Source organism: Citricoccus sp. GCM10030269 (genome assembly GCF_042665635.1).
GTDB lineage: Bacteria > Actinomycetota > Actinomycetes > Actinomycetales > Micrococcaceae > Citricoccus.
In genome coordinates this window covers 89,092-114,122 of record NZ_JBHTCV010000006.1, presented here as the reverse complement: position 1 = coordinate 114,122, position 25,031 = coordinate 89,092, and the positions used below count along the sequence as shown (strand labels likewise).

At 66.7% G+C, this 25,031-nt stretch carries 20 protein-coding genes; 10 read left to right on the top strand and 10 right to left on the bottom strand.

Annotation, left to right across the window (positions count from 1 at the left end; genetic code table 11):
• Positions 1 to 174: 174 nt before the first annotated feature.
• A complete protein-coding gene (locus ACFQQD_RS13505) occupies positions 175 to 3,702 on the bottom strand; it encodes an SNF2-related protein (RefSeq protein ID WP_378090336.1) in 3,528 nt (1,175 codons plus the stop codon).
• Between the two features lie 74 nt (positions 3,703 to 3,776).
• Positions 3,777 to 5,024 (bottom strand): AI-2E family transporter, encoded by a 1,248-nt coding sequence (locus tag ACFQQD_RS13500; protein ID WP_378090334.1) that lies wholly within the window; start codon positions 5,022 to 5,024, stop codon positions 3,777 to 3,779.
• A 178-nt stretch (positions 5,025 to 5,202) separates the two neighbouring features.
• Here ACFQQD_RS13500 and ACFQQD_RS13495 point away from each other — a divergent pair, with 178 nt between their 5' ends.
• Entirely contained in the window at positions 5,203 to 5,796 is a 594-nt protein-coding gene (locus ACFQQD_RS13495) for a cyclodeaminase/cyclohydrolase family protein (protein WP_378090332.1), read from the top strand.
• Between the two features lie 76 nt (positions 5,797 to 5,872).
• Here ACFQQD_RS13495 and ACFQQD_RS13490 read toward each other — a convergent pair whose 3' ends face one another.
• The gene (locus ACFQQD_RS13490; RefSeq protein ID WP_378090329.1) at positions 5,873 to 6,067 is read right to left on the bottom strand and encodes a hypothetical protein; all 195 of its coding nucleotides are present in this window, start codon (positions 6,065 to 6,067) and stop codon (positions 5,873 to 5,875) included.
• A 74-nt stretch (positions 6,068 to 6,141) separates the two neighbouring features.
• Between ACFQQD_RS13490 and ACFQQD_RS13485 the strand changes: the two genes are divergently transcribed.
• Genes ACFQQD_RS13485 through ACFQQD_RS13475 form a run of 3 tightly spaced genes read left to right on the top strand, consistent with a single transcriptional unit; the run spans position 6,142 to position 8,500 of the window.
• Positions 6,142 to 6,807 carry a winged helix-turn-helix domain-containing protein gene (locus ACFQQD_RS13485; protein WP_378090327.1) on the top strand — a complete coding sequence of 222 codons (666 nt, stop codon included), beginning with the start codon at positions 6,142 to 6,144 and terminating at the stop codon, positions 6,805 to 6,807.
• A gap of 50 nt (positions 6,808 to 6,857) precedes the next feature.
• A complete protein-coding gene (locus tag ACFQQD_RS13480) occupies positions 6,858 to 8,129 on the top strand; it encodes a D-arabinono-1,4-lactone oxidase (protein WP_378090325.1) in 1,272 nt (423 codons plus the stop codon).
• On the top strand, positions 8,129 to 8,500 hold the full coding sequence (locus ACFQQD_RS13475; RefSeq protein WP_378090323.1) for a sensory rhodopsin transducer: 372 nt from the start codon (positions 8,129 to 8,131) through the stop codon (positions 8,498 to 8,500). The genes ACFQQD_RS13480 and ACFQQD_RS13475 overlap by 1 nt, the downstream gene beginning before the upstream one ends.
• Positions 8,501 to 8,640: 140 nt before the next feature.
• Here ACFQQD_RS13475 and ACFQQD_RS13470 read toward each other — a convergent pair whose 3' ends face one another.
• The 4 genes from ACFQQD_RS13470 to ACFQQD_RS13455 form a co-directional block, all read right to left on the bottom strand.
• Entirely contained in the window at positions 8,641 to 9,198 is a 558-nt protein-coding gene (locus ACFQQD_RS13470; RefSeq protein WP_378090321.1) for an NADPH-dependent FMN reductase, read from the bottom strand.
• A gap of 107 nt (positions 9,199 to 9,305) precedes the next feature.
• A complete protein-coding gene (locus tag ACFQQD_RS13465) occupies positions 9,306 to 10,991 on the bottom strand; it encodes a tripartite tricarboxylate transporter permease (RefSeq protein ID WP_378090319.1) in 1,686 nt (561 codons plus the stop codon).
• Position 10,992: 1 nt separating this feature from the next.
• Complete coding sequence (locus ACFQQD_RS13460) at positions 10,993 to 11,640, bottom strand: tripartite tricarboxylate transporter TctB family protein (protein ID WP_378090317.1); 648 nt, start codon at positions 11,638 to 11,640, stop codon at positions 10,993 to 10,995.
• The gene (locus tag ACFQQD_RS13455) at positions 11,637 to 12,620 is read right to left on the bottom strand and encodes a Bug family tripartite tricarboxylate transporter substrate binding protein (protein WP_378090315.1); all 984 of its coding nucleotides are present in this window, start codon (positions 12,618 to 12,620) and stop codon (positions 11,637 to 11,639) included. The genes ACFQQD_RS13460 and ACFQQD_RS13455 overlap by 4 nt, the downstream gene beginning before the upstream one ends.
• Positions 12,621 to 12,754: 134 nt before the next feature.
• Here ACFQQD_RS13455 and ACFQQD_RS13450 point away from each other — a divergent pair, with 134 nt between their 5' ends.
• Both ACFQQD_RS13450 and ACFQQD_RS13445 read left to right on the top strand, forming a co-directional pair.
• On the top strand, positions 12,755 to 14,578 hold the full coding sequence (locus ACFQQD_RS13450; protein ID WP_378090313.1) for an ATP-binding protein: 1,824 nt from the start codon (positions 12,755 to 12,757) through the stop codon (positions 14,576 to 14,578).
• A complete protein-coding gene (locus tag ACFQQD_RS13445) occupies positions 14,575 to 15,354 on the top strand; it encodes a response regulator (RefSeq protein ID WP_378090311.1) in 780 nt (259 codons plus the stop codon). Before ACFQQD_RS13450 ends, ACFQQD_RS13445 begins: the two co-directional genes overlap by 4 nt.
• A 41-nt stretch (positions 15,355 to 15,395) precedes the next feature.
• Here the strand turns inward: ACFQQD_RS13445 and ACFQQD_RS13440 are convergent, their stop codons facing one another.
• The gene (locus tag ACFQQD_RS13440) at positions 15,396 to 15,776 is read right to left on the bottom strand and encodes a serine/threonine protein phosphatase (protein WP_378090309.1); all 381 of its coding nucleotides are present in this window, start codon (positions 15,774 to 15,776) and stop codon (positions 15,396 to 15,398) included.
• Between the two features lie 126 nt (positions 15,777 to 15,902).
• On the opposite strand from ACFQQD_RS13440, the gene tcuA reads away from it, so the two are divergent.
• From tcuA to ACFQQD_RS13425, 3 genes are all read left to right on the top strand, one after another.
• On the top strand, positions 15,903 to 17,441 hold the full coding sequence (gene tcuA, locus ACFQQD_RS13435) for an FAD-dependent tricarballylate dehydrogenase TcuA (protein ID WP_378090307.1): 1,539 nt from the start codon (positions 15,903 to 15,905) through the stop codon (positions 17,439 to 17,441).
• Positions 17,442 to 17,504: 63 nt separating this feature from the next.
• Positions 17,505 to 18,152, top strand: a complete 648-nt coding sequence (locus ACFQQD_RS13430) for a GntR family transcriptional regulator (protein ID WP_378090305.1) — start codon at positions 17,505 to 17,507, stop codon at positions 18,150 to 18,152.
• Positions 18,153 to 18,294: 142 nt separating this feature from the next.
• Complete coding sequence (locus ACFQQD_RS13425) at positions 18,295 to 19,977, top strand: ribonuclease J (protein ID WP_378090511.1); 1,683 nt, start codon at positions 18,295 to 18,297, stop codon at positions 19,975 to 19,977.
• A 27-nt stretch (positions 19,978 to 20,004) separates the two neighbouring features.
• Here the strand turns inward: ACFQQD_RS13425 and ACFQQD_RS13420 are convergent, their stop codons facing one another.
• Positions 20,005 to 20,346 carry a hypothetical protein gene (locus ACFQQD_RS13420; RefSeq protein WP_378090303.1) on the bottom strand — a complete coding sequence of 114 codons (342 nt, stop codon included), beginning with the start codon at positions 20,344 to 20,346 and terminating at the stop codon, positions 20,005 to 20,007.
• 725 nt (positions 20,347 to 21,071) lie between these two features.
• Between ACFQQD_RS13420 and ACFQQD_RS13415 the strand changes: the two genes are divergently transcribed.
• The gene (locus tag ACFQQD_RS13415) at positions 21,072 to 24,161 is read left to right on the top strand and encodes an AAA family ATPase (protein ID WP_378090301.1); all 3,090 of its coding nucleotides are present in this window, start codon (positions 21,072 to 21,074) and stop codon (positions 24,159 to 24,161) included.
• A 12-nt stretch (positions 24,162 to 24,173) separates the two neighbouring features.
• Here the strand turns inward: ACFQQD_RS13415 and ACFQQD_RS13410 are convergent, their stop codons facing one another.
• Entirely contained in the window at positions 24,174 to 24,917 is a 744-nt protein-coding gene (locus tag ACFQQD_RS13410) for an IclR family transcriptional regulator (RefSeq protein ID WP_378090299.1), read from the bottom strand.
• Positions 24,918 to 25,031: the final 114 nt, after the last annotated feature.

Genomic DNA, 25,031 nt, shown 5'->3' with positions numbered 1-25,031 from the left:
CAATCCGCGATTCGTGCCGATCCTGATGCATCGCAGTCATATTGCGTGCGAGCGGTCAGGATCAGCGCGAAATGCGAAAAAAGAAGGCGAAAGGCAGCCAGCCGCCTCAGTCTTGCTCGGGGGGACAGTCAGTCTTGCTCGGGGGGGGACAGTCAGTCTTGCTCGGGGGAACAGTCAGTCTTGCTCGGGGGTGAACAAGTCGCGGACGTCGTCGGCGGTGATGGTGCTGGAGAAGGCACTGTCTCCATCCGTCAGGGACGAGAACAGGGCGGCCTTCTTCTGCTGCAGGGCCAGCACTTTCTCCTCGATGGTCCTCTCCGCCACCATGCGGTACACCATGACGGTGCTGTTCTGGCCGATCCGGTGCGCGCGGTCCACGGCCTGGGACTCAGTGGCCGGATTCCACCACGGGTCCAGCAGGAACACGTAGTCGGCCTCGGTCAGGGTCAGTCCGAAGCCGCCGGCCTTGAGACTGATGAGGAAGGCCGGAGCGTTGCCGGACTTGAAGCCGTCGATCACGGCCGAACGGTTGCGGGTGGAGCCGTCCAGATAGGCGAACGCCACGCTCCGGTCGGCCAGCGTGTCTCCCACTCGCCGCAGGAAGGACGTGAACTGACTGAAGATGATGACGCGATGCCCCTCAGCCACGATCTCCTCGAGCTGACTCATCAATGCCTCCATCTTCGAGGAGGGCACGTCGGTGTACTTCTCGTCCACAATTGCCGGGTCCAGAGCAAGCATCCGCAGCAGCGTCAGGGACTTGAAGATGATGAATCGGTTCTCGTCCATGTTCTCCAGCAGCCCCAAGACCTTCCGGCGCTCACGCTGCAGCACCTGATCGTAGAGCCGGCGGTGCTTGGGCACGAGTTCCACGTGGCTGACCTGCTCCTGCTTCGGCGGCAGGTCGGAGGCCACGAGATCCTTGGTCCGACGCAGCATGAACGGCCGGATCCGTTTGCGCAGCCGCTCCATTCGCCGCGCCGCCAACCGGGCGCCGTCTTCCGAGGCGTCCGGAGACTCGATGGGCTTGAGGTACTCGGTGCGGAACACGCTCGGCGACGGAAACAGTCCCGAGGCCGTCAAGGACAGCAGCGCCCACAGGTCGGACAGCGAGTTCTCCATCGGCGTGCCGGTGATCGCCAACCGGAACGGCGCCTGCAACGCCTTCGCCGCCTGATGGCTCTTCGCCGCCCGATTCTTCACGAACTGCGCCTCATCGAGCACCAGGCCATCCCAGTCCAGCGCCGTGAACTCCTCAGAGTCCAGGCGCAACAACGTGTAGCTCGTGATCACGACGTCGGCCCCGGCCACCTCCTCGGCCACGGTGGTCTTGCGCTTGGCGGAGGTGGTGTCCAGCACGCGCAGAACCAGCCCGGGTGCGAAACGCTCGGCCTCGTCCTTCCACACGGACAACACCGACGACGGCGCCACCACCAGGAACGGCGGCGCTCCTTCAGCGGAGCGTTCCCGGGCCCGGACCATCAGCGCTAGCGCCTGCAGTGTCTTACCCAGCCCCATGTCGTCGGCCAGGATCCCGCCGAGATGGTGGTCGTACAGGAAGGACAGCCACGCGAAGCCCTCGACCTGATACGGACGCAAGGTGGCTTGGAGACCGGCGGGGACGGCCGGCGTCGGGATCTCTTCGATGTCTTTGAGAGCGCCGACTGACTCTCGCCAGGCGACGGTCTCCACCGCCTCGTCGGCGAGGTCCTCGAATTCTTCCCAGAGGGCGACGTCGTATTTGCCGATCCTCGGGGACTCCGGTTTCCACTCCCCCATCGCCTCGGCTTCGGAGATGAGTTCGCGCAGGCGGTCGAAGCCGGGATGGTCGAGGGAGAAGTAGGTGTGGTCGTCGAGCACCAAGTTCTTCTTGCCTTGGGCCAAGGCTTTGAACACCGTGGTGAATGGCATCAGTTGACCGCCGATGGTGATCTCGAATCCGAGGTCGAACCAGTCGTTGTCCTTCGGGTTCGCGGCCTCGACCTGGGTCACGCGGATCAGCGGATCATCGGTCAGTTCTTGATAATCCGGGCGGTCCCCGTGCTCGATGACCGTGACGTGCTCGATCTTCTCCAGTTCGGGCAGCACGTGCTCCACGAACCGGGCGGTGTCAGCCCCGGTCAACCGGTGATTCCGCGTCGTCTCGGCGACCCGGGTGAGCGGCCACACGTGACCCACCTGCTCCAGGACGGCGTCCTCGTGCTCGATGTTCCGCTCGGCCTCTGCTCCACGGGCTCGTGAGGAGTAACCGGTCGGGGACCAGCCACGTCCGGTGCCGCGGCGGCGGATCTCGACAGGCAGTTCGCGCTTGGGGCCCCAGTAGAGCCAGGACCATTCGAGCACCGTTTCGTGGTGACGGCGGTGCGTCACCTCCAACCTCAGCTCCGGAGACGGCACTTCGGGGAACTCCACCGATCCGTCCGTACTGTCCACGGGCATCAACCGGGACAACCGGGGGTAGACGTCGTAGAAGAATTCCTCGGTCTCCCCCTGCGGGATCCTCAGGGGTTCGCCCTGTTGCAACAGGTCCAGCACCGCACGAGGAATGGTCTGCTTCGCTGGCACGAGCGTCACCCGCACCGGGGCACCATGGCGCGGGACGTCGTCGCGCACCTCCGCCGCAAGGTAGCCACCGGTGCCGGCCGCCCGCGCTCCCGGCACCGGCTCCCCCTCGGACTCGACGACCGGTGCGACCTCCAGGCCGCCATGCTCGCTGACGTCCAGGCGAAGCGTGGCCGGTTCGGCCAAGTGCACCTCCCCGACGATCCCCTGCCCGACGAACTCGACGCCCATTTCCTGTGCCCGGGACAGCAGCTGCCAGGCGGCCGGACCGGACAGCGCGTCCAACCGGAGCGTCTCGTCATTGCCGTAGTGATGCGGGCGCTCGGCCAGATAAAGACGGTAAAGCTGGCCCAGGAGCTCGACGTGGTCCTCCCGGAGCTGGTGACGGAGGCCGCCGTACTGGAATTTCCGCCAAGTCAGCCCGCCTTTGATCCAGTTGTCCCGCGAACCGCGGCGGAGCGGTCGCAGCTGAACGTGCAGCCCAGCCCCCTGTTCGATGTCCGCGACTGAGGCCTCGTTGGGACCCCACCGGCGGCGCATCGGTGAGCTGGGCTCAGCCAGCAGGGTGATCCCAATGCCCACCGGCGCCTCCGTGTGGGCCACTGAGTCCTGCCCGGTCAGTTCACCCAGGACGGCGCGCCAATCGTCTGTGCCCAAGCTGCTGCTGGCGGATTCATCGTTCGGGGCGGACTCGTCCTCGTCGACGAACCGCCGGACCTGACCCCAACCCTCCGTCGGCGGGGCAAGTTGGCGCAAGGACTCCGTGGTGGCGGCATAGAGCAGCGCCGCAGCGTGCTTGCAATCGTTGCCCACGGGGCAGGTGCAGCCGCCGCGCAGCGGCTTCCACTGACGAGGTTGCCCGCCCGACGTCGTCTGACCGGGCACCATGAGCACGAACGTCTCGTAGGGCAAGGGATCGCTGCCCTGCACTTGCCCGTAGAGCGTGCGCGGGGTCGTGGCTGTGGTTCCCGTGGTGGAGGCCGCGGTCCCTGTGGCGGCCGAGGCGTCCGTGGACTCCCACACCATCTGTGTCACGACGCCCTGGCGGGCATAGGCCTTGCCCCGCTGTGCCGCTACGGGACCGACCAGGCCGATGATGTCCTGCTCGGTGACATAGGGGTAAGAGGGGGAACTGCTCATCTGACCATGGTTTCACGGACCCAGGACACCGTTGTGTTGTCCACAGGGATGAGGCAGCCTGCGGACATGGATACTCAGCGATCTACTACTGGCATTTCCTCGGCCGGGAGTTCCTGCAGCGGGGGCGTATCCGAGGTGTCGGGACCGGGCGACGTGGGCTCCTCGGTGGGTGCCGTCGTCTCCGGCTCGCCGCGTCCCCCCTTGTGGGCCAACCCACGCCGGTTCCGGTCTTCCATGCCGCGCAGGTCGGAGGCGATGAATGAGTTGATCCAGCGTGAGTGCGGGTCGGCGTCGATCATGACGGCCTTGAGCAGCAGGGTGGCGGGCAGAGCCAGGATGGCACCGAGGGGCCCGAGAATCCACGCCCAGAACAGCAGGGACAGGAACGAGACCGTGGGGATCACGCCCACGGCGTCGCCGGTGAACTTCGGCTGGATGATCGACTGAATGACGAAATTGAGGACCGAGTAGGCCGCAACCACGGCGATGAACGCGCCCCAGCCGCCCTCGACCAGCCCCAGCAGCGCCGGCGGAACCATGCCGATGACAAAGCCGATATTGGGAATGTAGTTGGTCAGGAAGCTGAGCACGCCCCAGACCCAGATCATCGGCACCCCGATCACCGCGAGCGCCGCCACGTCCAGACCGGCCACGATCAAACCGAAGATCGTGGTGACGATCCAGTACCGGCGCACACCATAGGCGAAGGCGGTCAGGGCCGTACCGAGCTCAAACTTGGCACTGTTCAGCAGGGCCATGCGACGGTCCACGGCCACGGAGTCCACGGCGAGGAAGAACACGGCCATGACCACGGTGACCAACAGCCCGAGCATCGCCGTGACGTTGGAGAGCAGCGCGGCGATGAGCCCGGTGCCGGTGGAGATCACGGTGGACATGTTCAGGTCCGAGAGCTGGTCCATCAGCATGTCAGACGTGACTCCGAAGCTGCCGATCCACGCGAGCACGCCGTTGTAGATCTCGTTGAACTGCGGCCCATAGCCCGGCAGCGCGCGCACCAGTTCTGAGGCGGACCACAGGATCAGGGCCACGAACACGATCAGCACGACGACGACCACGGCCACTGTGACCGTGGCGCCGATGAACCGGTGCAAGCCCTTGCGAATGAGCCAGGCCTGCAAGGGGTAAGCGATGATGACCAGGTTCAGACCGAGGAAGACGGGGGCGACGACGCTCTGCAAGCCCTGCACGAATTCCAGAGCCAACACCAGTCCGGCCAAGCACAGCACGATGACCAGAAAGCGCGGCAGGGCACGGTTCGGTTTCGTCTCTCGGGTTTCGCTGACGGGCGCTGCATTCTCCACGGTCGTGAGTCTACGGCGGCTCATGGACACGGGAGCCTCGGAAGTGCCCTGACCCGACCCTGAGCTGTCCCGGACCCGTCCCGCAGAACCACCCGGAGTCCCGCCCGGAGCCCCGCGCGGAGTCTTGCCTGGCCCCCAGCCGGAGACGTACTGGTCTCGCCACGGTTATTCTCTGGGCATGATCCGCGACGAGACCATCGAGGGATACGTGAACCGGCTGGCCTCCGGTACGCCCACGCCGGGAGGTGGGGCGACGGGCGCCCTCCTGCTGGCTCAGGGCGTCGGGCTGTTGGCCATGGCGGCTCGGTTCAGTGGCCACGAGGAACTGGCCAATCGGGCGGCGGATCTGGCCACCCGGGCCCTGGAAGCCTCGGACGACGATGAGAAGGCGTTCTCCCACGTGGCCCACGCCTACGGCCTGCCCCGCGACTCCGAGGACGAGCGCCAGGAGCGTTCCCGGCGCATCCAGGAGGCGCTTCGGGATGCCGCCGTTCCACCGCGGGCACTGGTCGGGATCTCGGCGGACGCCCTCGACATCGCCGACGACGTGCTCGTCGATTGCAACGCCAACGTCCTCAGTGACGTCGGGGCCGGCGTCGGGTCCGTCCGCGGCACCCTGGTGGCCGCGGCCCTGACCTTGGAGACGGACCTCATCCCTCTCAAGGACACGGAGGCGTGTGCCCGCGTGGAGCGCGACATCCAGGAGGCCGACCGGCTGATCGGCCGCGCCGATGAGCTGATCACGCGGACGCGGGAACGCATCAAGAGCTGACCCTCATATCAGTTGTCGGATTCCGCCCACTGTTGTGGCTTCGCGCTGGGGCCAGATCCGACAACTGATGCGCCGCTCATCGCAGTCCTGGTCCCCCACCGACGACGCCGGCGCGCAGCACCCGCTGGATCGTCGGGTCCGCGCCGCGCGCGTCACGCCACGAGGGGACGGGAGCCGTTGCGGCGGCGTCCGGCGTGGGCTTCAACAGTGATCGAGTGGGTCTGGGCCTCGGAAGCGGGGCATTCGGGGTGGATCGCAGCATGCTCGTCATCTCCGTAGACTGAAGCCAAGAAGGTTATGCAGAGTTTTCTCTGCAAAGGCGTCTATGCAAAGGTATCTCTGCACATGACAGATGACAAGTCCTCCCCGCAGGATTCTCCCGATCCCGTCGTCGGCAAGGACGCCATGCCGGGGGTGGCCGCCCGCGCGGTCGACGCCGGCGCCATGAAGGCTTTCGCCCATCCACTGCGGATGGCGATGTACTCCTACCTCAACGACCGCGGATCGGCCACGGCTACTTCGATGGCCAAACACCTGAACGAGAGCACCGGCCAGACCAGCTACCACTTGCGCCAACTGGAGAAACACGGCTTTGTGGAGGAGGACACCGATCGTGGCTCCGGCCGGGAGCGGTGGTGGAAGCCGGTGGGGTTCGCCGTGCCGACGTATGAGCTCTCGCAGGACGAGTCCAACCGCCCCGCCATCCAGGCTCTGTTCCGGACCTCTCTCCATCAGCGGGCAGAGGCACTCGGACGGTGGCTGAGCGTCGAGAACCACGCCGATCCCGAATGGGTCAGGGCCTCCATTGACTCCACCAGTACCCGCACCATGACCGCCAAACAGGCGCGGGCCCTGAGTGAGGAACTGATGGCCGTGATCGAACGTCACGAGAAGGCCCTGGACGAGGCAGAGCCAGCCGCTGATGCCCTCCCCGGCCAGACGGCGGACGGCGAGGAGACCCGCCGGATCCGGCTCTACCTCAGTGTCTTCCCCCTGGTGATCGAAGACTGAACGTCGTCCCCGCCCGAGATGCGGCAGTCGACGATGCCATGATGAACGGCATGGGCTCCACAAGGGAATTCATCAACTGGTCCGGCAGTGTCTCCTGCCAACCCACGGAATGGCACCGACCGGCCGATGAGGCCGACGTCGTGCATCTGGTCCGTGATGCCCGCGAACGAGGCCGCACGGTGCGACCGGTGGGCTCCGGCCATTCGTCGACGCCGTTGGTGGCCACCGACGATGCCCTCGTCGATCTGCACCGGCTCAGCGGGGTGGTGTCCACGGACCCGGAGCAAGGGCTGGCCACCGTCCTGCCCGGAACGGGGCTGGCGGACCTGGGCCGGGAACTGGCGGAGGCCGGCGTCGGGATGGAGAATCTCGGGGACGTCGATTATCAGTCGATCGCCGGTGCCTTGGCCACGGGCACGCACGGGACCGGCGCCCGAATCGGCAACCTGTCCTCCATGCTGGTGGGCGGCCGGCTGGTCACGGGCACCGGTGAGGTGATCGCCTTCGGGACCGACCGGCCGAAAAATCAACACCAGCCCGACGACGGCGACGACCGGCTCCTGCGCGCCGCCCAGGCGTCGCTCGGCTCGCTGGGCATCCTGACTTCTCTCACCCTGCGGGTCCGTCCGGCTTACCAACTGCACCGGACGAACTGGATGACCCATATCGACTGGGTGCTGGAGCACTACGCCGAGCTGGTGGAGCAGAACCGCAACTTCGATTTCTACTGGTATCCGCGCAGCGATCTGGCCCAGGTTCGCATGCTCAATGAGCCGGGTGACGAACCGGAACTCGTTCCGCCCGGGCGGCTCAAGCGCGATGAGACCGGCCCTTCCTACGAGATCATTCCCAATCGTCGGGAGATCCACTTCGAGGAGATGGAGTACATGCTGCCGCTGGACACCACGCTGGAGGCTTTCCGGCAGGTGCGGCAACGGGTGAAGGAACGCCATCGGGACCGAGTGGGGTGGCGGGTGCTCGTCCGCACGATCGCCCCGGACCGCGGAATGCTCAGCACCGCCGGCGGGCGGCCGACCATGACGATCGCCCTGCTGCACAACGCGTCGCTGCCGTATCGGGAGTACTTCTCGGACCTGGAGCCGCTGCTGCGCAGTTTCGACGGGCGGCCGCATTGGGGCAAGAAGCATTCGGCCACGGCGCCACGGCTGGCGTCGTTGTATCCGGAGTGGAACGAGTTCGGGGCGGTGCGCCGTGAACTCGATCCGGAGGGGGTCTTCCTCAACGACCACCTGCGTGAACTGCTGATCGAGCCGCCGGATGGACGGCAGCCCTCCCCCGACGAGATCTGGAAGGAACGCTGATGGACGCAGCACACACCCACTGGACCTTCCCCGCGGGATACATCCCCTCGCGCAGCACCGGCCATGAACCCGAGTACACGAGCCGGAATGTTCTCTGCCTGCTCAACGCCACCGATCGGGACGCCTGCGTACGCCTGACCGTCTTCCACGAGGACCGCAACCCGGTGGACCCGTACGAGGTGCTCGTGCCGAGGCAACGCGTGCGGCAGGTGCGGGTCAACGATCTGATCGACCCGGAAGCCGTTCCACTGGGCCAGCCTTACGGAGTGGTCTTGGCGTCGGACGTTCCGGTCAGCGCGCAGCTGCTCTCCGTGGACACCGCGGACGGGCACTACGCGGTGACCATCCTGCCCGGTTTCCCGGGGACCTAGCCGAGCTGGCTCTTCCTCGTCCCGGGCTCATCAACTGTCCCGTCCTCATCAGTTGTCGGATCTGACCCCAGTATGGGGCGGCAACACTGGGGCCGGATCCGACAACTGATGTCAGGGGTGGACGGCTTGGACGCTCCGACCTACCCCCGCAGCGGCTTGAGCGCCTCGGCCCAGGCGATCACCTGGTCGAAAACTCCGCCGAGACCTTCCGTGGCACCGTCACTGGGCCGGAAGGAGGAGTCCTCCCCGAACTCCGCGCTGAACGGCAGGAACACCTGGGCGCGGACATCGGCCATCTGCAGCTCAGCCGCGACGAGCCGCCAGGCCTCCACGGCGCGAGTGCCGCCTGCGCTGCCGTAGCTGACGAAGCCGATGGACTTGTTGTTCCACTCTGCGTAGAGATAGTCGACCGCGTTCTTCATCGCGCCCGGCACCGAGTGGTTGTACTCCGGAGTGACGAACACGAATCCATCGAACGAGGCGATCTTCTGTGCCCACGCCTTGGTGTGCTCATGCTCGTACTGCCCCATCGCCGGGGGCGTGGGCTCATCCAACAACGGCAGATTCTGGTCAGCGATATCCACCAGCTCGAACTCGGCGTCCGTGCGTTGACTGGCCTGCTCGTACACCCAATCGGCCACCGCCTTGCCAGTGCGGTGGGGGCGGGTGCTGCCGAGGACGATGGCGATCCTGGTCATGATGGCCTCCTGTGGTCGACTGCTTTCGCCGGCTGTCAGGCCAGGCTAACGAGCCAGTCCGCGCTCTCGGGAGGGGCCGACGTCGCCGGATGCCCACTCCACCCTCATCAGTTGTTGGATCCGGCCCCAGTGTGGGGGCGAATAACTGGAGAGGATCCGACAACTGATGCAGTGCCAGCCGGTTCGCCCGGGCCGCCACCCGAATCGCCTCCCGGAGCACCACCCGAGTTGCCTCCCGGTGCACCACCCGGGCCACCACCCGAATCAGTCCCTGGACCGCCCACAGCAGTCGCCTTCTGCCGACGATGCCGCAAATGCTGCACGGCGCTGATGATCAGGGCCACCGCCAGCACGGAGTACAGGATCACGGTGACGGGGCTGGAGATCAGGACGGAGGCATCGCCCTCGGAAACGGTCAGGGCGCGGCGCAGTTCGGTCTCAGCCAATGGACCGAGCACCACGGCGATCAGCACGGGGGCCAGCGGGAACTGGTACCGGCGGAGCATGAATCCGAGCAGCCCCACGGCCAACAGGACCCACAGGTCCAGCGTCGAGGAACTGATCGCATAGACACCGAGCATGGACAGCACCGTGATGCCCGCGTACAGGTAGTGACGGGGAATGAACAGCAGCTTGGCCCACAGCACCGCGAACTGCATGTTCAGGATGACCAAGACCACCAGGCCGATGAACAGGGACGCCAAGAGAGTCCACACCAGCTCGCCACTGCGTTCGAAGAGCAAGGGTCCGGGCTGCATGCCGTACTGCTGGAAGGCGGCGAGCATGATGGCCGCCGTCGCCGACGTCGGGAGTCCGAGGGCAAGCAGCGCCCCCATGGCGGTGCCGGCCGTGGCATTGCCGGCGGCCTCGGGTGCGGCCACACCGCGGATGGAGCCGGTGGTTCCGAATTCCGTATCCCCACGACGCCGGGCCAGCCGCTTCTCCGTGCCATAAGCCAGGAAGGTGGGCACCTCGGCGCCGCCGGCAGGGATGATGCCGAAGGGCACGCCGAAGGCGGTCCCGCGCAGCCACGCTGGCAGGGCCTTGCGGACATCCGAGCGCTCCAGCCGGGCTCGGCCGTTGGTGCCGATCTTCTGGGCCACGGGGTCGCGGTGAATGCGGCCGGCGATGTGTAGCACTTCGCCCAGGGCCAGCAGTCCGACGGTGATGACCACGATGGAGATGCCGTCGAACAGCTGCGGCAATCCCAGGGTGTAGCGGACAGTGCCGGAGGGGCCGTCCACGCCCACCACGGCCAGCACGAGTCCGATGCCGAGAGCGCCCAGGCCCTTCACCACGGATTCCGAGACCACGGAGGAGATCGCCAGGAAGGCGAACACGGCCAGGGCGAAGTACTCGGCAGGACCGAAGGCGGTGGCCATCTTCACGAGCATCGGGGCGAAGAACACCACCAGGGTCGTCGCGACGAGCCCACCCGTGAAGGCCCCGACCGCGGCGGTGGCCAGTGCTTTCGCCGCCCGGCCGTCCTTGGCCATCCGGTGTCCCTCGAAGGAGCCGGCGATGGCCGCGGAGTTGCCGGGCGTGTTCAGCAGGATCCCGGCGGTGGAATCTCCGAAGAGCCCACCGAAGTAGACGCCGGCGAACATGATGAACGCAGCGGTCGGGTCGAGGGTGAAGGTGATCGGCAGCAGCAGGGCCACCGCCATCGAAGAGCCGAGCCCCGGCAGCACGCCCACGGCCGTGCCGAGAACGGCGCCGATGAGCACCCACAGCAGGTTGATCGGCGTGAGGGCGGAGCCGAAGCCCTCCAACAGCAAGTTCAGCTGTTCCATGTCAGAGCAGTCCTTCCAAGAAGCCGGAGGGCAGGTTCAGTCCGAGACCGGCGTTGAAGGCCAGTTGAATAACGGAGGCGAACACCAGCGAGATGATCAGGTCGAACACCGGGCGCTGGCTGCCCAAGGCCTTGCACACGATCCAAAACAGGCCGGCGGCGGAGAACACCCAACCGAGCAAGGGCAGCACGAGGATGAAGACAGCGATACCGCCGACGAGCAGTCCCACCGTCTTCCAATCGGTGTAGGTCTTCCACTCCTTCGGGAGGGTGGCCTCAGGGGTGCGTCCGGCGATCCGCTCGCGTCCACGGTCGGAGGCGCTGGCGAGATCCGCGAGCAGATCTGAGGAGGTGTCGGCGTTCTCCGCATCATCCGTGGGATCGGGCAGACGCGGGTTCCGCAGGATCTGGATCGTGTGGACGATCGCGACGCCGAACAACAGGATGCAGATGATCGTCGGGAAGAACTGGGGTCCGGGCACGGATTCGCCCATGACGTTCATGGTCGCCGTCTGAATTGCCAGCCAGGTGGCCAGCGCAGCAACCAGCAGCGGCATGATGAGCTCGCTGCGGCCGGCCCAGAATCCACGGCGCGCAGTCACGCCGCCATCTCGGGGGCCGGCCGGGGATGCAGTCTGTTGCGGGCTCACAGTCCCAGTCCTTCCACGATGTCACGGGTGCGGGTCGTTTCCTCTTCGAGGAACTCGTCGAACTCGTTGCCGGTCATGTAGCTGTCGGTCCAGCTGTTGCGCTCGAGAGCCTCCTGCCAATGGTCGGTCTGGCGGTATTCGTCCACGATCTCGAGCAGTTCCTCGCGGTCGTCGTCCGAGATGCCTGGGGCGGCAGCCAAACCACGCCAGTTGGCCATGGAGGCGTCCACGCCCTGTTCCTTGAAGGTCGGCACGTCGACGCCGGGCAGCCGTTCCTCGGAGGAGACAGCGAGGGCCCGGAGGTTGCCAGCCTCAATCTGGTCGGCCACTTCGTTGTAACCGGACATACCGGCCACGGTGGTGCCGGAGAGCATGGAGGTCAGCGCCTCGCCACCACCGGAGTAGGCGATGTAGTTCGTCTCGGCCGGGTCGATTCCCACCTTCTCGGCGACGTACCCGGTCAGCAGATGGTCGATCGAGCCGAGTGATCCGCCGGAGATGGATGTGCCACCCGGGTCCTGCTTCCAGGCTTCGATGAACTCGTCCAGCGTCTCGTACGGCGAGTCGGCCGGCACCACCAACGCAGCGTAGTCGTCCGCCATGCGCACGATGGGCTCGACGTCGTCCAACTCCACCCCGGAGTCGGCGAGTTCCACGGCGCCGACCATCACCCCGCCGGTCACCATCAACATGTCGGACCGCCCGTCCATCTGGGCGAACTGGCCGAGGCCGATGGTGCCGCCCGCGCCCGGGACGTTGACCACCTGCACGTTGTTGGAGATGCCCTCCGATTTGATGGCCTGCTGCGATTCGCGGGCGAAACCGTCCCAGCCGCCTCCCGGCGACGCCGGTGCCATCAGCACCAGCTTGGAGCGCGCGGCGGCCTCCCCGCCGTCCGAGGCGGCATTGACCAAGGCGAGCCCGACGACGCCGGCGGCAGCCACGCCGAGGACAGCGTTCGTGAATGTGCGTGAACTCATGGTGTTCCGTACTCTCTACGTCAGTGATCCGGCCCACAGTGAGGAGGCCGGTCCCCCACGTTGACAGAAAAGTGATCCACGGCACATCCGATTCGGGCTTGTGGTCATAAGGGGTGATTAAGAAAGTTCTGACCATGCGCTCTGATGTCCCCACGCACGCACCGCCGCTACTTCGCCGTTTCCGTGCCCGGTCCCGGCACGGCGTCCGGTTGCGCCTGCTGACCCTGCAGGTGGCCATCGTGCTGCTGACCGTGTTGGCCGTGGCCGCCATCGTGCTGCGCTTCGAGGATCACCGCACCAGGGAATTGGCCTTCGAAGAGGTCCACACGGTGGCCACGGAGATCGCGGAGAACCCGGTGGTGGTCGATTTCGTCAACGAGCCGGACGCGGCGGACAAGATCCAGCCGATCGCGCACCTGGCGGAGCGGGCCGCGGGGGTGCGATTCGTCGTCGTGGTGGATGAAGACGGCCTGCGGGTGGCGCACCCGGACCCGGATCAGATCGGCCGGCCGGTCTCCTCGGATCACGGGCCGATCCGCGGTGGCGAGACGTTCCGTGGCACCGAGGAAGGCCCCCTCGGAGTGACGCTGCGCTCCAAGGTTCCGATCTGGGACGGCGACGAGGTGGTCGGGACGGTCTCGGTGGGGATCCTGCAGAGTGACATCCGGGCGAACCTGCTCGAGGTGGTTCTCGGCTTCGCCCCGTGGGTGCTCCTGGCCGCGGCTATCGGCACCACCGGCGCGGCGTGGGCCTCCCGCTATGTCCGCACCCGCATCTATGGGGCGGAGCCGGAGGAGATGGCGGCACTGCACCAGTCGAGGCAGGCCCTGCTGCACAGCGTCAGCGACGGTGTCATTGGTGTGGACGAGCGGGGCATCATCACTCTCGTCAATGACGAGGCGGCCCGACTGCTCGGGGTGGTCGGCAAGGACAGCACGAGCGACATGGACGGCACTGATGAGCGCCTCGAGGGCCGCCCCGCCGCAGAGATCCTCGATCCGGACCTGGCCACGCTGCTCGTCCCGAACGGCGCGTCGGCCGAGACACCGGAAGAGATGACGACGTTCGCGCTGGCCGGCGAGCGCATCCTGCTGGCGCGGGTGCGTCCGGCTCGGGCCCAGGGCCGGGAGATCGGCCGCACCCTGACCCTCCAGGACCGCACCGAACTCGAGTCCAGCCTGCGGGAACTGGAGGGCCAACGCAGCCTGACGGAGACCCTCCGCTCCCAAACGCATGAGTTCTCGAACCGGCTCCACGTGATCTCCGGATTGCTCTCGCTCGACGAGGCCGAGGAGGCCCAGAAGTACATTCGCGACCTGACCGGGCTGCCCGGCGGCCCGTTTCAGAGTGAGCTGTCCGATGCCTCCCTATCTGCTCTGATCGGGGCCAAGTCCGCGGTGGCACGGGAGGCGGGTGTCCGCCTCGAGCTCGCGGAGGACTGCACGGTGAGCCCGGACTGGCACGCCGACGACGACGCCCTCACGGTGGTGGCCAATCTGCTCACCAACGCGATCGAGGCAGCCGGGGACGGCGGGCAGGTCCTGCTTAACGTCGTCTGTGACCCGGCGAGGTTCGTGGTGACGGTGGACGATTCGGGTCCCGGCGTGGACGTGTCCGCGGCTCGAGAGGTGTTCCGATGGGGAGCCTCCACCAAGGACCATCCACCCGAGCATGACTCGACCGAGGACCACGCGCCCGACGACGAAGGCCGCCCCGCACGCGCCCGGCCGGTTGGAGGCCGCGGCGTGGGTCTCGCTCTGGTGGACCGGATCGCCCGACGCCGGCACGGTCGCGTCAGCGTCACGGCCTCACCACTGGGCGGGGCCAGATTCCGGGCCGAGTGGTCCGCCCTGGATCGGCAGGGTGAACAGGATGAACAAGACCAGCCGGGGCAGCAGGATCAGCGAGACCCGCAGGACCCAACAGATCAGCAGCGTCAACTGGAGGAACACCGGTGATCAGAACACTCGTGGTCGATGACGACTTCGCCGTCGCGGCGATGCACCGGCGCTTCGTGGAGGCTCTCGACGGCTTCGAGGTGGTCGGTGTACTTGAACGCGGAACACCGGTGGCGGGCTTCCTGGCCGAGCATGAGGTGGATCTCGTGTTGTTGGACGTCCACTTGCCAGACCGCAGCGGCGTCCAGGTACTGGAGGAACTACGCGCCGGTGGGAGCGACGTCGCGGTGATCATGGTGACCGCGGCGAGCGAGCGGGACACCGTGCGGCGAGCGGTGGGATTCGGCGTGGACGGTTACCTGGTCAAGCCCTTCGGTCGCGAGGAGTTCAATCAGCGTCTCGAGGAGTTCGCAGTACTCGCCTCCGACCCCGGCGGCCCGGACCGCGAGTCGTTGAGGGGCCAGGAGCTGGATCAGGCCGAGATCGACGGGCTCGTGCGCGGCGCGTCCGGTCTGTCGGCGAGCGCTGCCGGCACGTCCGCAGACTCGGCACCCGGCACTCCGACAAGCACAGAGACCTCCGACGACGGCGGCCTGCCCGCTCGGCTGCCCAAGGGCTTTTCCGTCCCGACCCTGCGCCTCGTTGCCGCTGCGCTGCAGGAGGCCGGGGCCGGCGTCGACCGTTCGGCACGGGATGTGGCGGCCGCTTGTGGGATCTCGAGGGTGAGCGCGCGGCGATACCTGGAGTTGCTCACGGAACGAGGCCTGGCCGAGCTGCGTCCTCGATACGGAACCGCCGGCCGACCCGAGCATCGGTATCTGTGGACGGGTGGCTGACGTATTCCCCAGGGAGATACCGCGTGGATGCCGCTCGGTCCTCACCCGTCTGGGTGCAGCCGGTCCGTCGGCAAGGGCACCGTCATCGTCGCCCTCAGGTCAGCGGCTTTGGCGATGTGCCCGGACGACTGCTCCAGCATGGGGGCCACGGTCAGCCGATCGCGGTGGACTTCCTGGATCAGGACTCTCATGCGCCCGCCCATCCCGTCGTCCAGCCACCAGGCGTCGGCGAACATGCTGAGCCCGACGCCGTCCAGCACCTCCTCGGCCTCGTTCAGTTCCATGGGCACTCCGCGGCGGCGCTGGAGTAGGTCGAACGGCACGAAGAGACCGTCCTCGGTGCAGTGGATGTAACCGATGTGCTCGCCGTCCCCGCTGCGGACGTGGTCGAACGTGTCCGTGGTCGGCATATCCCAGCTCATGATGACGATCCTACGGCTGTCGCTCTAACACCTTGACTCCTTTGTGCACCTTTGTATACATTCGTGCACAGTCGTCGGCGAGTCCGGCGAATCCATCGACCGACGAGTCCTACACAGGGGAACACCATGACCACCGACGCCCCGCGCACCGCTGCCCCCACCGACCGCCCTGAACACCCCGAACACTCTGGAGATGCGGGAGAGCTGGATGCCGACGTCATCGTCGTCGGTGGGGGCAACGCCGCGTTTACCGCCGCCCATGCCGCAGCCGTCCGTGGTCGGAAAGTGCTCCTGCTGGAGAAGGCTCCTCCAGAGGCGTTCGGCGGGAACAGCTACTACACCGCCGGAGCCACCCGCATTGCCCACCACGGTCTCGAGGACTTGAAGGACTTCATCGAGCCGGATGAGCGACACGACCTCTCCGAGGTTCCTCCGTACACCGCCGATGACTATGCCGCGGACCTCGCCCGCGTGACCGACGGTCGCAATGACCCCGAGCTGACCGAGGTGCTGGTCCATGAGGCCGCCCCGAACCTGCGCTGGTTGCAGTCCCTCGGGCTGAAGTATCGGTTGATGTATGAGCGCCAGGCCTATGAGCGCGAGGACGGCTCCTACCTGTTCTGGGGCGGGCTGCACGTCGGGAACGTCGGCGGAGGCGAGGGTCTGATGCACGACCATGTGCGCGTGGCCGCGGAACTGGGCACCGAGGTCCGCTATGGGCAAGACGTCACCGGGCTGCTGGTCGAGGACGGTCAAGTCACCGGAGTCACCATCCGGCGGGCGGACGGTTCGCTGGAGGAGCTCCGCGCGGAGTCCGTGGTCCTCGGGGCCGGCGGCTTCGAGTCCAACGCCGAGTGGCGGCGCGAACACCTCGGCGAGGGGTGGGAGAACGCCAAGGTCCGCGGCACACCCTTCAACCAGGGAGAGATGATCGCCGCCGCGTTGCAGATCGGCGCCCAGAAGGCTGGACATTGGTCAACGTGCCACTCCACGCAGTGGGACGCCTTCACACCGAACAACGAGTCCAATCGTGAACTGACCAACCGGCTGACCCGTCAGTCCTATCCGCTGGGGATCATCGTCAACACTGAGGGCCGCCGATTCGTGGACGAGGGCGAGGACTTCCGCAACTACACCTACGCCAAGTTCGGCCGGGAGATTCTCCGGCAGCCCGGTTCGGTGGCGTACCAGATCTTCGATGCCAGCCTCCGGCCGATGCTCCGCGCCGAGGAATATGAGATGCCCGGCATCACCGAGGCCTCAGCCGACTCCCTGCCTGAGCTGGCGGAGAAGATCGGCGTGGATCCACGGGCATTGGTGGAGACCGTGCGTGACTACAACGATTCCATCGACCTGTCCATCACGTGGGATCCCACCATCAAAGACGGGCGCCGAGCCAACACCACTCCGGTCAAGTCCAATTGGGCCACGCCCTTGACGGACGGCCCGTTCTACGCCTACGCGGTCACCTGTGGCATCACCTTTACCTTTGGTGGCCTGAAGTCGGACACCCACGGCCGGGTGCTCGACGCGTCCGGAGAGCACATCCGCGGACTCTACGTCTGCGGTGAGATGCTCGGCGGGCTCTTCGCCGGCAACTACCCGGGCGGCTCAGGCCTCGCGGCCGGCGTCGTCTTCGGTCGGCGCGCCGGTACGCTGGCCTAACGGCGCACAGGCCCGGGAGTCGGCTGATGACGCGGACGGCGGAGCGGACGGAAGGGGACGACCGTGGCAGGAAAAGTTGATGCCGCATCGATGCACGGCCAGCTCAAAGCCGAGATCCTTCGCGGCGACCACTCCCCCGGCGATTCCTTCCGCGAGGTGGCGCTGGCCGAACGCTTCGGCGTCTCGCGTACTCCGGTGCGCGAGGCTTTGGGACGGCTACTGCAGGAGGGGCTGCTCGAACGTGGCACTCGCGGTCTGCAGGTGCGGCGGCTGGACCCGGAACAACTCATGCAGGTCTACGACCTCCGCATCCTGCTGGAGGGGCAGGCCGCCGAAGAGGCCGCCACGGCTCGCACCGAGATGGACCTGGTGCGCTTGGACGGCTTGCTGACGCGTGACCGCACTCTGGAGGATCCAGACAACGCCACTCGACTGGGCACCAACATCAAGTTTCACGAGGCGCTGTGGTCGGCCGCCCGCAATCCGATCCTGCGCGATCTGTTGGACCGGCTGGCCACGCACCAGATCCACGCTCCCACCTCCACCCTGACCCGGCCAGGACGCTGGGACCAGTCCTTGGACGAACACGAGCAGATCATCGGCCACCTGCGGAATCGCGACGGTGCCGCCGCGCGCGAGGCGATGCAGCAGCACATGACCACGGCACGGTCTCTGCGCCTGGAGATGTTCGGCCACTCAATAGGCCAGTAGCCGCGGTTCAGGCCGCACGCGTCTCAAGGTAAAATCGTCAGCAGACTTCCGGTGCCGCTCCGCATCGACACGAGCCAGAGCTCGACGAGAGCCGTTTGCACCGCCGTGCCCCACCTCCTGCTGAAAGTGTGATCTCTTGCCCATTTCCTCCCGTTCATCCCGCACGCTCAAAGCTCCGCCGTCGCTGCCGTCCGGTGGCCTGCGCATCACTCCATTGGGCGGACTGGGTGAGATCGGCCGGAACATGACGGTCTTCGAGCACGAGGGCAAGCTGCTCGTGGTCGACTGTGGCGTGCTGTTCCCCGAGGAGCACCAGCCCGGGATCGACGTCATCCTGCCCGACTTCACCTCCATCCGTGACCGGCTGAAGGACATTGTGGGCATCGTGCTCACCCACGGTCACGAAGACCACATCGGCGGAGTGCCGTATCTGCTCAAGGAACGCCCGGACATCCCACTGATTGGGTCGAGGCTCACCTTGGCGTTCATCACCGCCAAGCTCACCGAGCACAAGATCAAGCCCAAGACGATTCACGTGGAGGCCGAGGACAAGCACCGAGCCGGACCGTTCGGCTTGGAGTTCGTCGCGGTCAACCACTCGATCCCGGACAGCCTCGCCGTCGCCATCCGGACCCGCGCCGGCCTGGTGCTGCACACCGGTGACTTCAAGATGGACCAGTTCCCGCTGGACGACCGCATCACAGACCTGCGGCATTTCGCTCGGCTAGGCGAGGAGGGCGTGGATCTGTTCCTGACCGACTCCACCAACGCCGAGGTCCCCGGTTTCACGGTCTCCGAGCGCGATCTGACCCCGGCCATCGACCAGGTGTTCGCGACCGCCCCGAAGCGGATCATCGTCTCCAGCTTCGCCAGCCACATCCACCGGATCCAACAGGTGCTCGACGCCGCGCACGCCAATGGGCGCAAGGTCGCCTTCGTGGGCCGTTCCATGGTCAAGAACATGGGCATCGCCCGGGACCTGGGGTACCTGAACATCCCCCGCGGGCTGGTGGTCGACTTCAAGAAGCTGCAGTCCATGCCCGACAACAAGGTGACCCTGGTGTGCACCGGATCCCAGGGTGAGCCAATGGCGGCACTGGCACGCATGGCCAACGAGACCCACCAGATCAAGCTCGACGCCGGCGACACCGTTCTGCTCGCCAGCTCCATGGTGCCGGGAAACGAGAACGCCATCTACGGCATCATCAACAAGCTCACCGACCTGGGCGTGACGATCGTGCACAAGGGCAACGCGAAGGTCCACGTCTCCGGACACGCCTCCGCCGGCGAACTGGTCTACTGCTACAACATCGTGCAGCCCACTCACGTGTTGCCCGTCCACGGTGAATCGAAGCACCTGCACGCCAACGCCGAGCTGGCCGTCCGCACCGGGGTGGATTCCGACAAGGTTCTCATCGCCGCAGACGGGAACACCGTGGATCTGGTCAATGGCAAGGCGCGGGTCTCGGGCCGGGTCGAGGCGGGCCTGGTCTACGTCGACGGTCACACCGTGGGTAAGGTGACCGAGGAGACCCTGGTCGAACGGCGGCTGCTGCAAGAAGGCGGCGCCGTGACCGTGGTGGCGATCGTGGATCCGGACACCAACCTCTTGGCCGAGCCGCTGGAGTTCATCACCAAGGGCTTCATCCACGACGAGCACATCTTCGACCGTGCCGCCGAGAAGGTGAAGAACGCTCTGGCGAAGGCCTCCAAGATCGACACCCTGGAGGATCTGGAGAAGCTGATCGCCGACACCGTGGCCCGGCACCTCGACCGCGTCTACCGGCGGTCCCCGCTGATCACGGCCGTCGTCGTCGACGCCTGATCACGGACGGGTACTTCGGCTGAGCCCCTACTTCTCCGGTTGCGAGGGGTTGGCAGGGTTTCCGTGGAACGGCGGGACGACGTTGGGTCCACTGGTCTCCGGAGACACCTGGGAACCCGAGCGGGACCCTCCGACCTCTGGAGTGTCCGGCGTGGCGGGCCCGGACGGCTCCGCGCCATCGCGCAGCGCCTCGAGGCGCTGTTCGAGGACCTGGACCACGGGTAGGCGATTGCCGTGGGCGTTCTCGTAGGCCAGCAGTTGTGAAACCTGCTCCTCGTCCAGCCCGGTGATGCGGGTCGGCAGCGTCCCCAGTGGAATGTGGTCGTAGTCGGGCAGTGGCAGTTGATCATGTTCTGGTACGTCAGTCATGGCTCTTCCTCACTGGTCGACCTGCTCGGACGGCTCCACCGTAACAATGGTCGATTCGACCTGATAACCCCTCGCGAGCAGGGGCACGGGCACCCGTCGATGCGGGCGTGACGGAGACTTGTTCACTACGCTCACACCATGCAACGGCACCGCTCAGCGCCCGAACGCGTCCACGCTTCCTCGGTCGGAGATACTGCCCCTCCGGTCTAAGACAGCACCAGATGGGCCATCGGAGCCGTCATGAGTATCCTGGTGCTGGCCGGCAGCTACCTGCTCGTCGTGTGGACTCGGGACGGCCAAGCCTTGGAAAATGCGGCGCTGCGCGGGGCCGTCACTCCTACACCGGCGGGGTGTACCCGCTGCGCGTCGTGCTGACGGTCGGCCTGGCCACGCTGGGATCTCTCGTGGTCGATGCCATCCTGTGGGGCCCGGGAATACTCGGGCACAGACTTTTCCCTGGCTGATACGACGTGTGACTACAACGCCCACCTCGGCGCACACGTCCTGGCCCTCAGGTTCTCAGGAGTGGCGACCCTGGCCTTCTGGGGGGCTCTGGCGCCGTCGCGCAGCCGGCGCTCGACCGCGGCCAGCACCTCATTGCTACCTGTCTTCACTCTCAGGCCATAGTCATGGCTTCACCGGACACCTACCATCAGCGAATGACAGGGCGACTACTGTTTCCAGTACGGAGCGCCCCAACCCGCCTGAGCAAGGGACACGGCACGATGCCAACGCCACCCGACAACCTGCACGCCACGTCCTCCGACAGCCCCTCCGCAGGTCCACCAAGCCACCTGCCCGGACGCGATGACGAACGGCGGCGATTGCGCGCCGTGCATCAGCGCGCGCACGAAGGATATCCCCAGTACGCGGCCATCGAAGGTCCCCCCGGCATCGGTAAGACCACACTGGTAGACGCTTTCCTGGCCGAGGTGGGCGGGCCGAATGAGGAGGACTGCACCGTCGTCGAGCTGTATCCCAGTGATCTGAACTCCCCCGGCGCCCTACTGCGCCGGATCGTCACGGGATTGACCGAACGTCGCACAGAGCCGTGGCCGAGCACGGTCGAGGATTCGGTACAGATGGTCCTGGACATCGTGGAGCACCCCGCGGACGCACCCCGGTTCGAGAGGCCCCGCATCCTGGTCATCGAAGACCTCCAGTGGATCGACCGGTTCTCCGCGGAGGTGCTCTGGAGGTGCTCGCAGGAGCTGCTGGAGGGCCAGTCCATGACGGTCATGACCTACCGACCACACAGAACTGAACTGAGCGAGGAGATCGACCGCTTCCTGGCCTCGGGACGGCATGGCGCCCACCTTCAGTTGGAGCCGTTGACGGTGCCGCAATGTCGCGAGGTCTTGCGCGACCGGCTGGGGATCCCGGTCAGTGAGGGCATCGCCCGGCAAGTGCATCGCGGCACGGACGGCGTCCCGTTGCTGGTGGACACCTTGGCCCGGTGGTTGCAGAACGCTCCAGCCGATCAGCGGCGGCTGCAGGACGCCCTGGCCGCGCTGAACTCCGGACACACCGGGCCGACGGGGGGCGACAGCGCCCAACGACTGTTCGGCAAGGCCCTGCGCTCCACCTTGGACGCCATGTCCCCCCAGATGCGCGACGCCGTCTCCCTGCTGGCCATTGCCGGAGAGTCGCTGCACCTCCTCCAACTGGAACAGGCGTTGATCGCCCTGGGCCACCCGGGGTTACCCCATGAGGACCTGCGGTCCTCCAGTGACGTGCGGATCAACACGACGACGGCCCAGATCGTCATGACGCACCCTCACCTGGCGACCCTCATGGCCGAGCAGGTCCCGGCCGAGCGCCGTGCCACGCTGCACCGGACGCTGGCCACCGTCATGAACGACCTCTCGGCCCTGGATCACCGTGTCCGCGCGCAAACGCTCGTGTCCCATCCCGAGGAGACGCCGGAGTTGGTCCGCGGCCTGATGGAACAGGGGCAGGGGGCCCTCGAACGACGGGACGGCACGGCCGCGTTCGGTTACTTCCGGCACGCCCTGCGACTGACTGGAGATCCCGCGGTGCTGGCACTGACTCTGCGCGCGACCGTGGTGGCCCGCAGTCCGGAACTCGTCCTGGAACTGCGCGATCTTCTCGGCCGATTGCCGGAGAGTCGCCCCAAATCGGCAGCACTGGCGTGGACACTGTTGGCCTCCGAAGACGTGGACCGTGCCGTGGAGCAGATCAGGCGCGGTCTGCTCTTGCCCGAAGAAGATCCCACCCAGGCCGGATTGATCCTCTTGGGCCATGCTCTTGCAGCAGCAGGTCGGGTCTCCTGGGCCGGAGGGAACTTCGAGGCCACCGCGGCCACCATCGACGAGTTGGCAGCCCAGCTCATCCCCGTCCGGCAGCGTTTCGAGGAGATGGCCCGCCAGGAGCCACGAGCTTACGCCCTGGTCAGTGAGGCGCGCTCGGTAGAGGCCATGCTGACGCTGTGGGCCGGGTTGCGTCATGGTGACCGACGTCGCATCGCCGAGTTCACCGCCACCATGACCTCCCTGTTGGCCCAGTTGGAGTCCGTCCCGGGCACCGAGCCCGTCCGGAATCTCATCGCTGGAGTGGTCGGTTCACGGCTGCGGGCCCAGGGCCATATCGCCGAAGCACAGCGCCTGCTGCGCTCGGCCGACGTCGGCGGTGTGAGCCCACTGGAGCAGAGAGTGCATGTGGAGTCCAACCTGACGCAGCTGGCCTTCCACGCCGGCGACTGGGATCGTGCGCAGGACCATGCCACCCGGGTAGTGGAAAACTGTCTGATGCTGCCCGTGGACGCCGGTGTGCGCATGGGGCTGGCCATCGCGGCCTTGGTGCCGCTGTCCCGTGGGGCGCGCGCTGAGGGGGCTGCGTTGATGAAACGAGCCAAGGAGAGCGGTGGTGCCAGCGGAGACGTGGTGCGGTGTTCCGTGGCCCAGTCGTATGCCATGGCAGCCGTGTTCTCTGACGACCCGGCGGAAGCCGACAGACAGTTCCGGTTCATCGAGTCCACTCTCGTCGGGTGGGCCACCGTCGGCTTCACCACCGTTCTGCTCTACGCTCGAACTCTGGCCAGCAGGGGATTGACCGAGGACCTGATTGCCCTGGCCCATCGAGGAACCGCCGGCATGGACTCAGCACCGGAGGGTGTCTTGCGGGCGGTGGCATCGGGCGTGCGCGGCTTTCTCCGCCGCGCGCAAGCTGAGCCGAAGCAGGCTTACGCACACCTGAAGGAGTGCGTGGAAGCGCTCGACGCCGAACCGGCGCCTGAGATTCTCGGCCGCGGGCCGGACGCCCCACCGGGTGGAGGTCACGCCCTCGTCCGGGCCCTGATGGCGTTGGAGTTGGCCCGGGTGGTTCACGACCATCCGCAGTGTGTGGGAACGGATGATGCGGCCTCCCGGTGGGCGCAGCAGTCCGCCGACTTCTTCCTGCGTTGCGGGGCCATGGTGCTCCACAGACAAGCCGAAGACCTCGCCATGAGGTTGCAGGACGGCGAGCCCGCCCGGGAGCCGGCGGTGCAGAGCGTCACGTCGGCTAGCAACGGCGCTGATATGGGCAGTGAGGAGGGTGGCGGAGAGGACGGCGACGAGTCGTTCCGGTTGATGGCAGGACTGTCGCCTCGGGAGCGGCAGATCGCCCTGGCCGTCGCCGCGGGCAAGAACGAACGGCAGATCGCCACGGAACTGTTCATCAGTCTGCGCACGGTGGAGTATCACCTGGACAGCTGCCTGGCTAAGCTGAACGTGGCCACTCGCACGGGGTTGCTTCGCGCACTGCAACCGGTCGTGCAGCGCGCTGTGGACCCAGCCGTCCAGATCGAGGAGTGACGCCGCGCGCCGTCAGCGAATGACCAGTTCTGCCCCCAGGACGGTCGCGGCCTCGCGCAACTGCGGCACGTAGGCCGCCATCGCGTCGACGTCCTTGCGGAAGACCGGGGCGGCCAGCGCGAGGGTGGCCACGACCCGGCCCGCCCCGGACCGCACGGGAACGGCCACGGCGGCCATGCCGTCGTCGTTCTCCTCCAACTGCGACGCCCAGCCGCGAGCGCGTACACCGTCAATTTCTGCCCGCAAAACGTCACGGTCGGTGATGGAGCGGGAGGTGCGAGCGACCAGTTCGACGGTGTCCAGCAGCTCCGGGTGGCTCGCCAGCAACACCTTTCCGACGGCGCTCGTGCTCAGCGGCCCGTGGTCGCCGGGGTCCGTGGTGGTCCGGAACTGCGGGCCGTCCACGGTGCACAGGGTGAGGACCTGGTCGCCGTCCAACGTCGCGAGGATCGAGCTCTCCCCCGTCTGCGCCGTCAGTCGCTCCATCACCGGCCGCGCCGTCTCGTCCAGACCGCGCGCGTGAGCGACCTTCTGTCCCAGCTGAAACAGCCGGAGTCCGAGGCGGTAGACCTTGCCGGTGGGCTCGTACTCGGCATACCCAGCGCTGACCAGCGTGTGGAGCAGCCGGTACGCCGTGGTGAAGGGATAGCCGGTGGCCTCGGCGATCTGCCCGGCGGTCGCGCCCCGGGGGAACTCGCCCAGCGCGGCCATGAGTTCCAGGGCCTTCACGGCCGTCTGTGATGCCGCAGCAGCCATCGCGCTCCGTCCTCCCGCGGTTCCCCGCGTTATTCGCTCTCGGGTTCAGGCCTGTCGGGCTCAGTCATGTCGAGTTCACGCCCCAGCCACCATTTGACAGCCGAGCGTGACCCC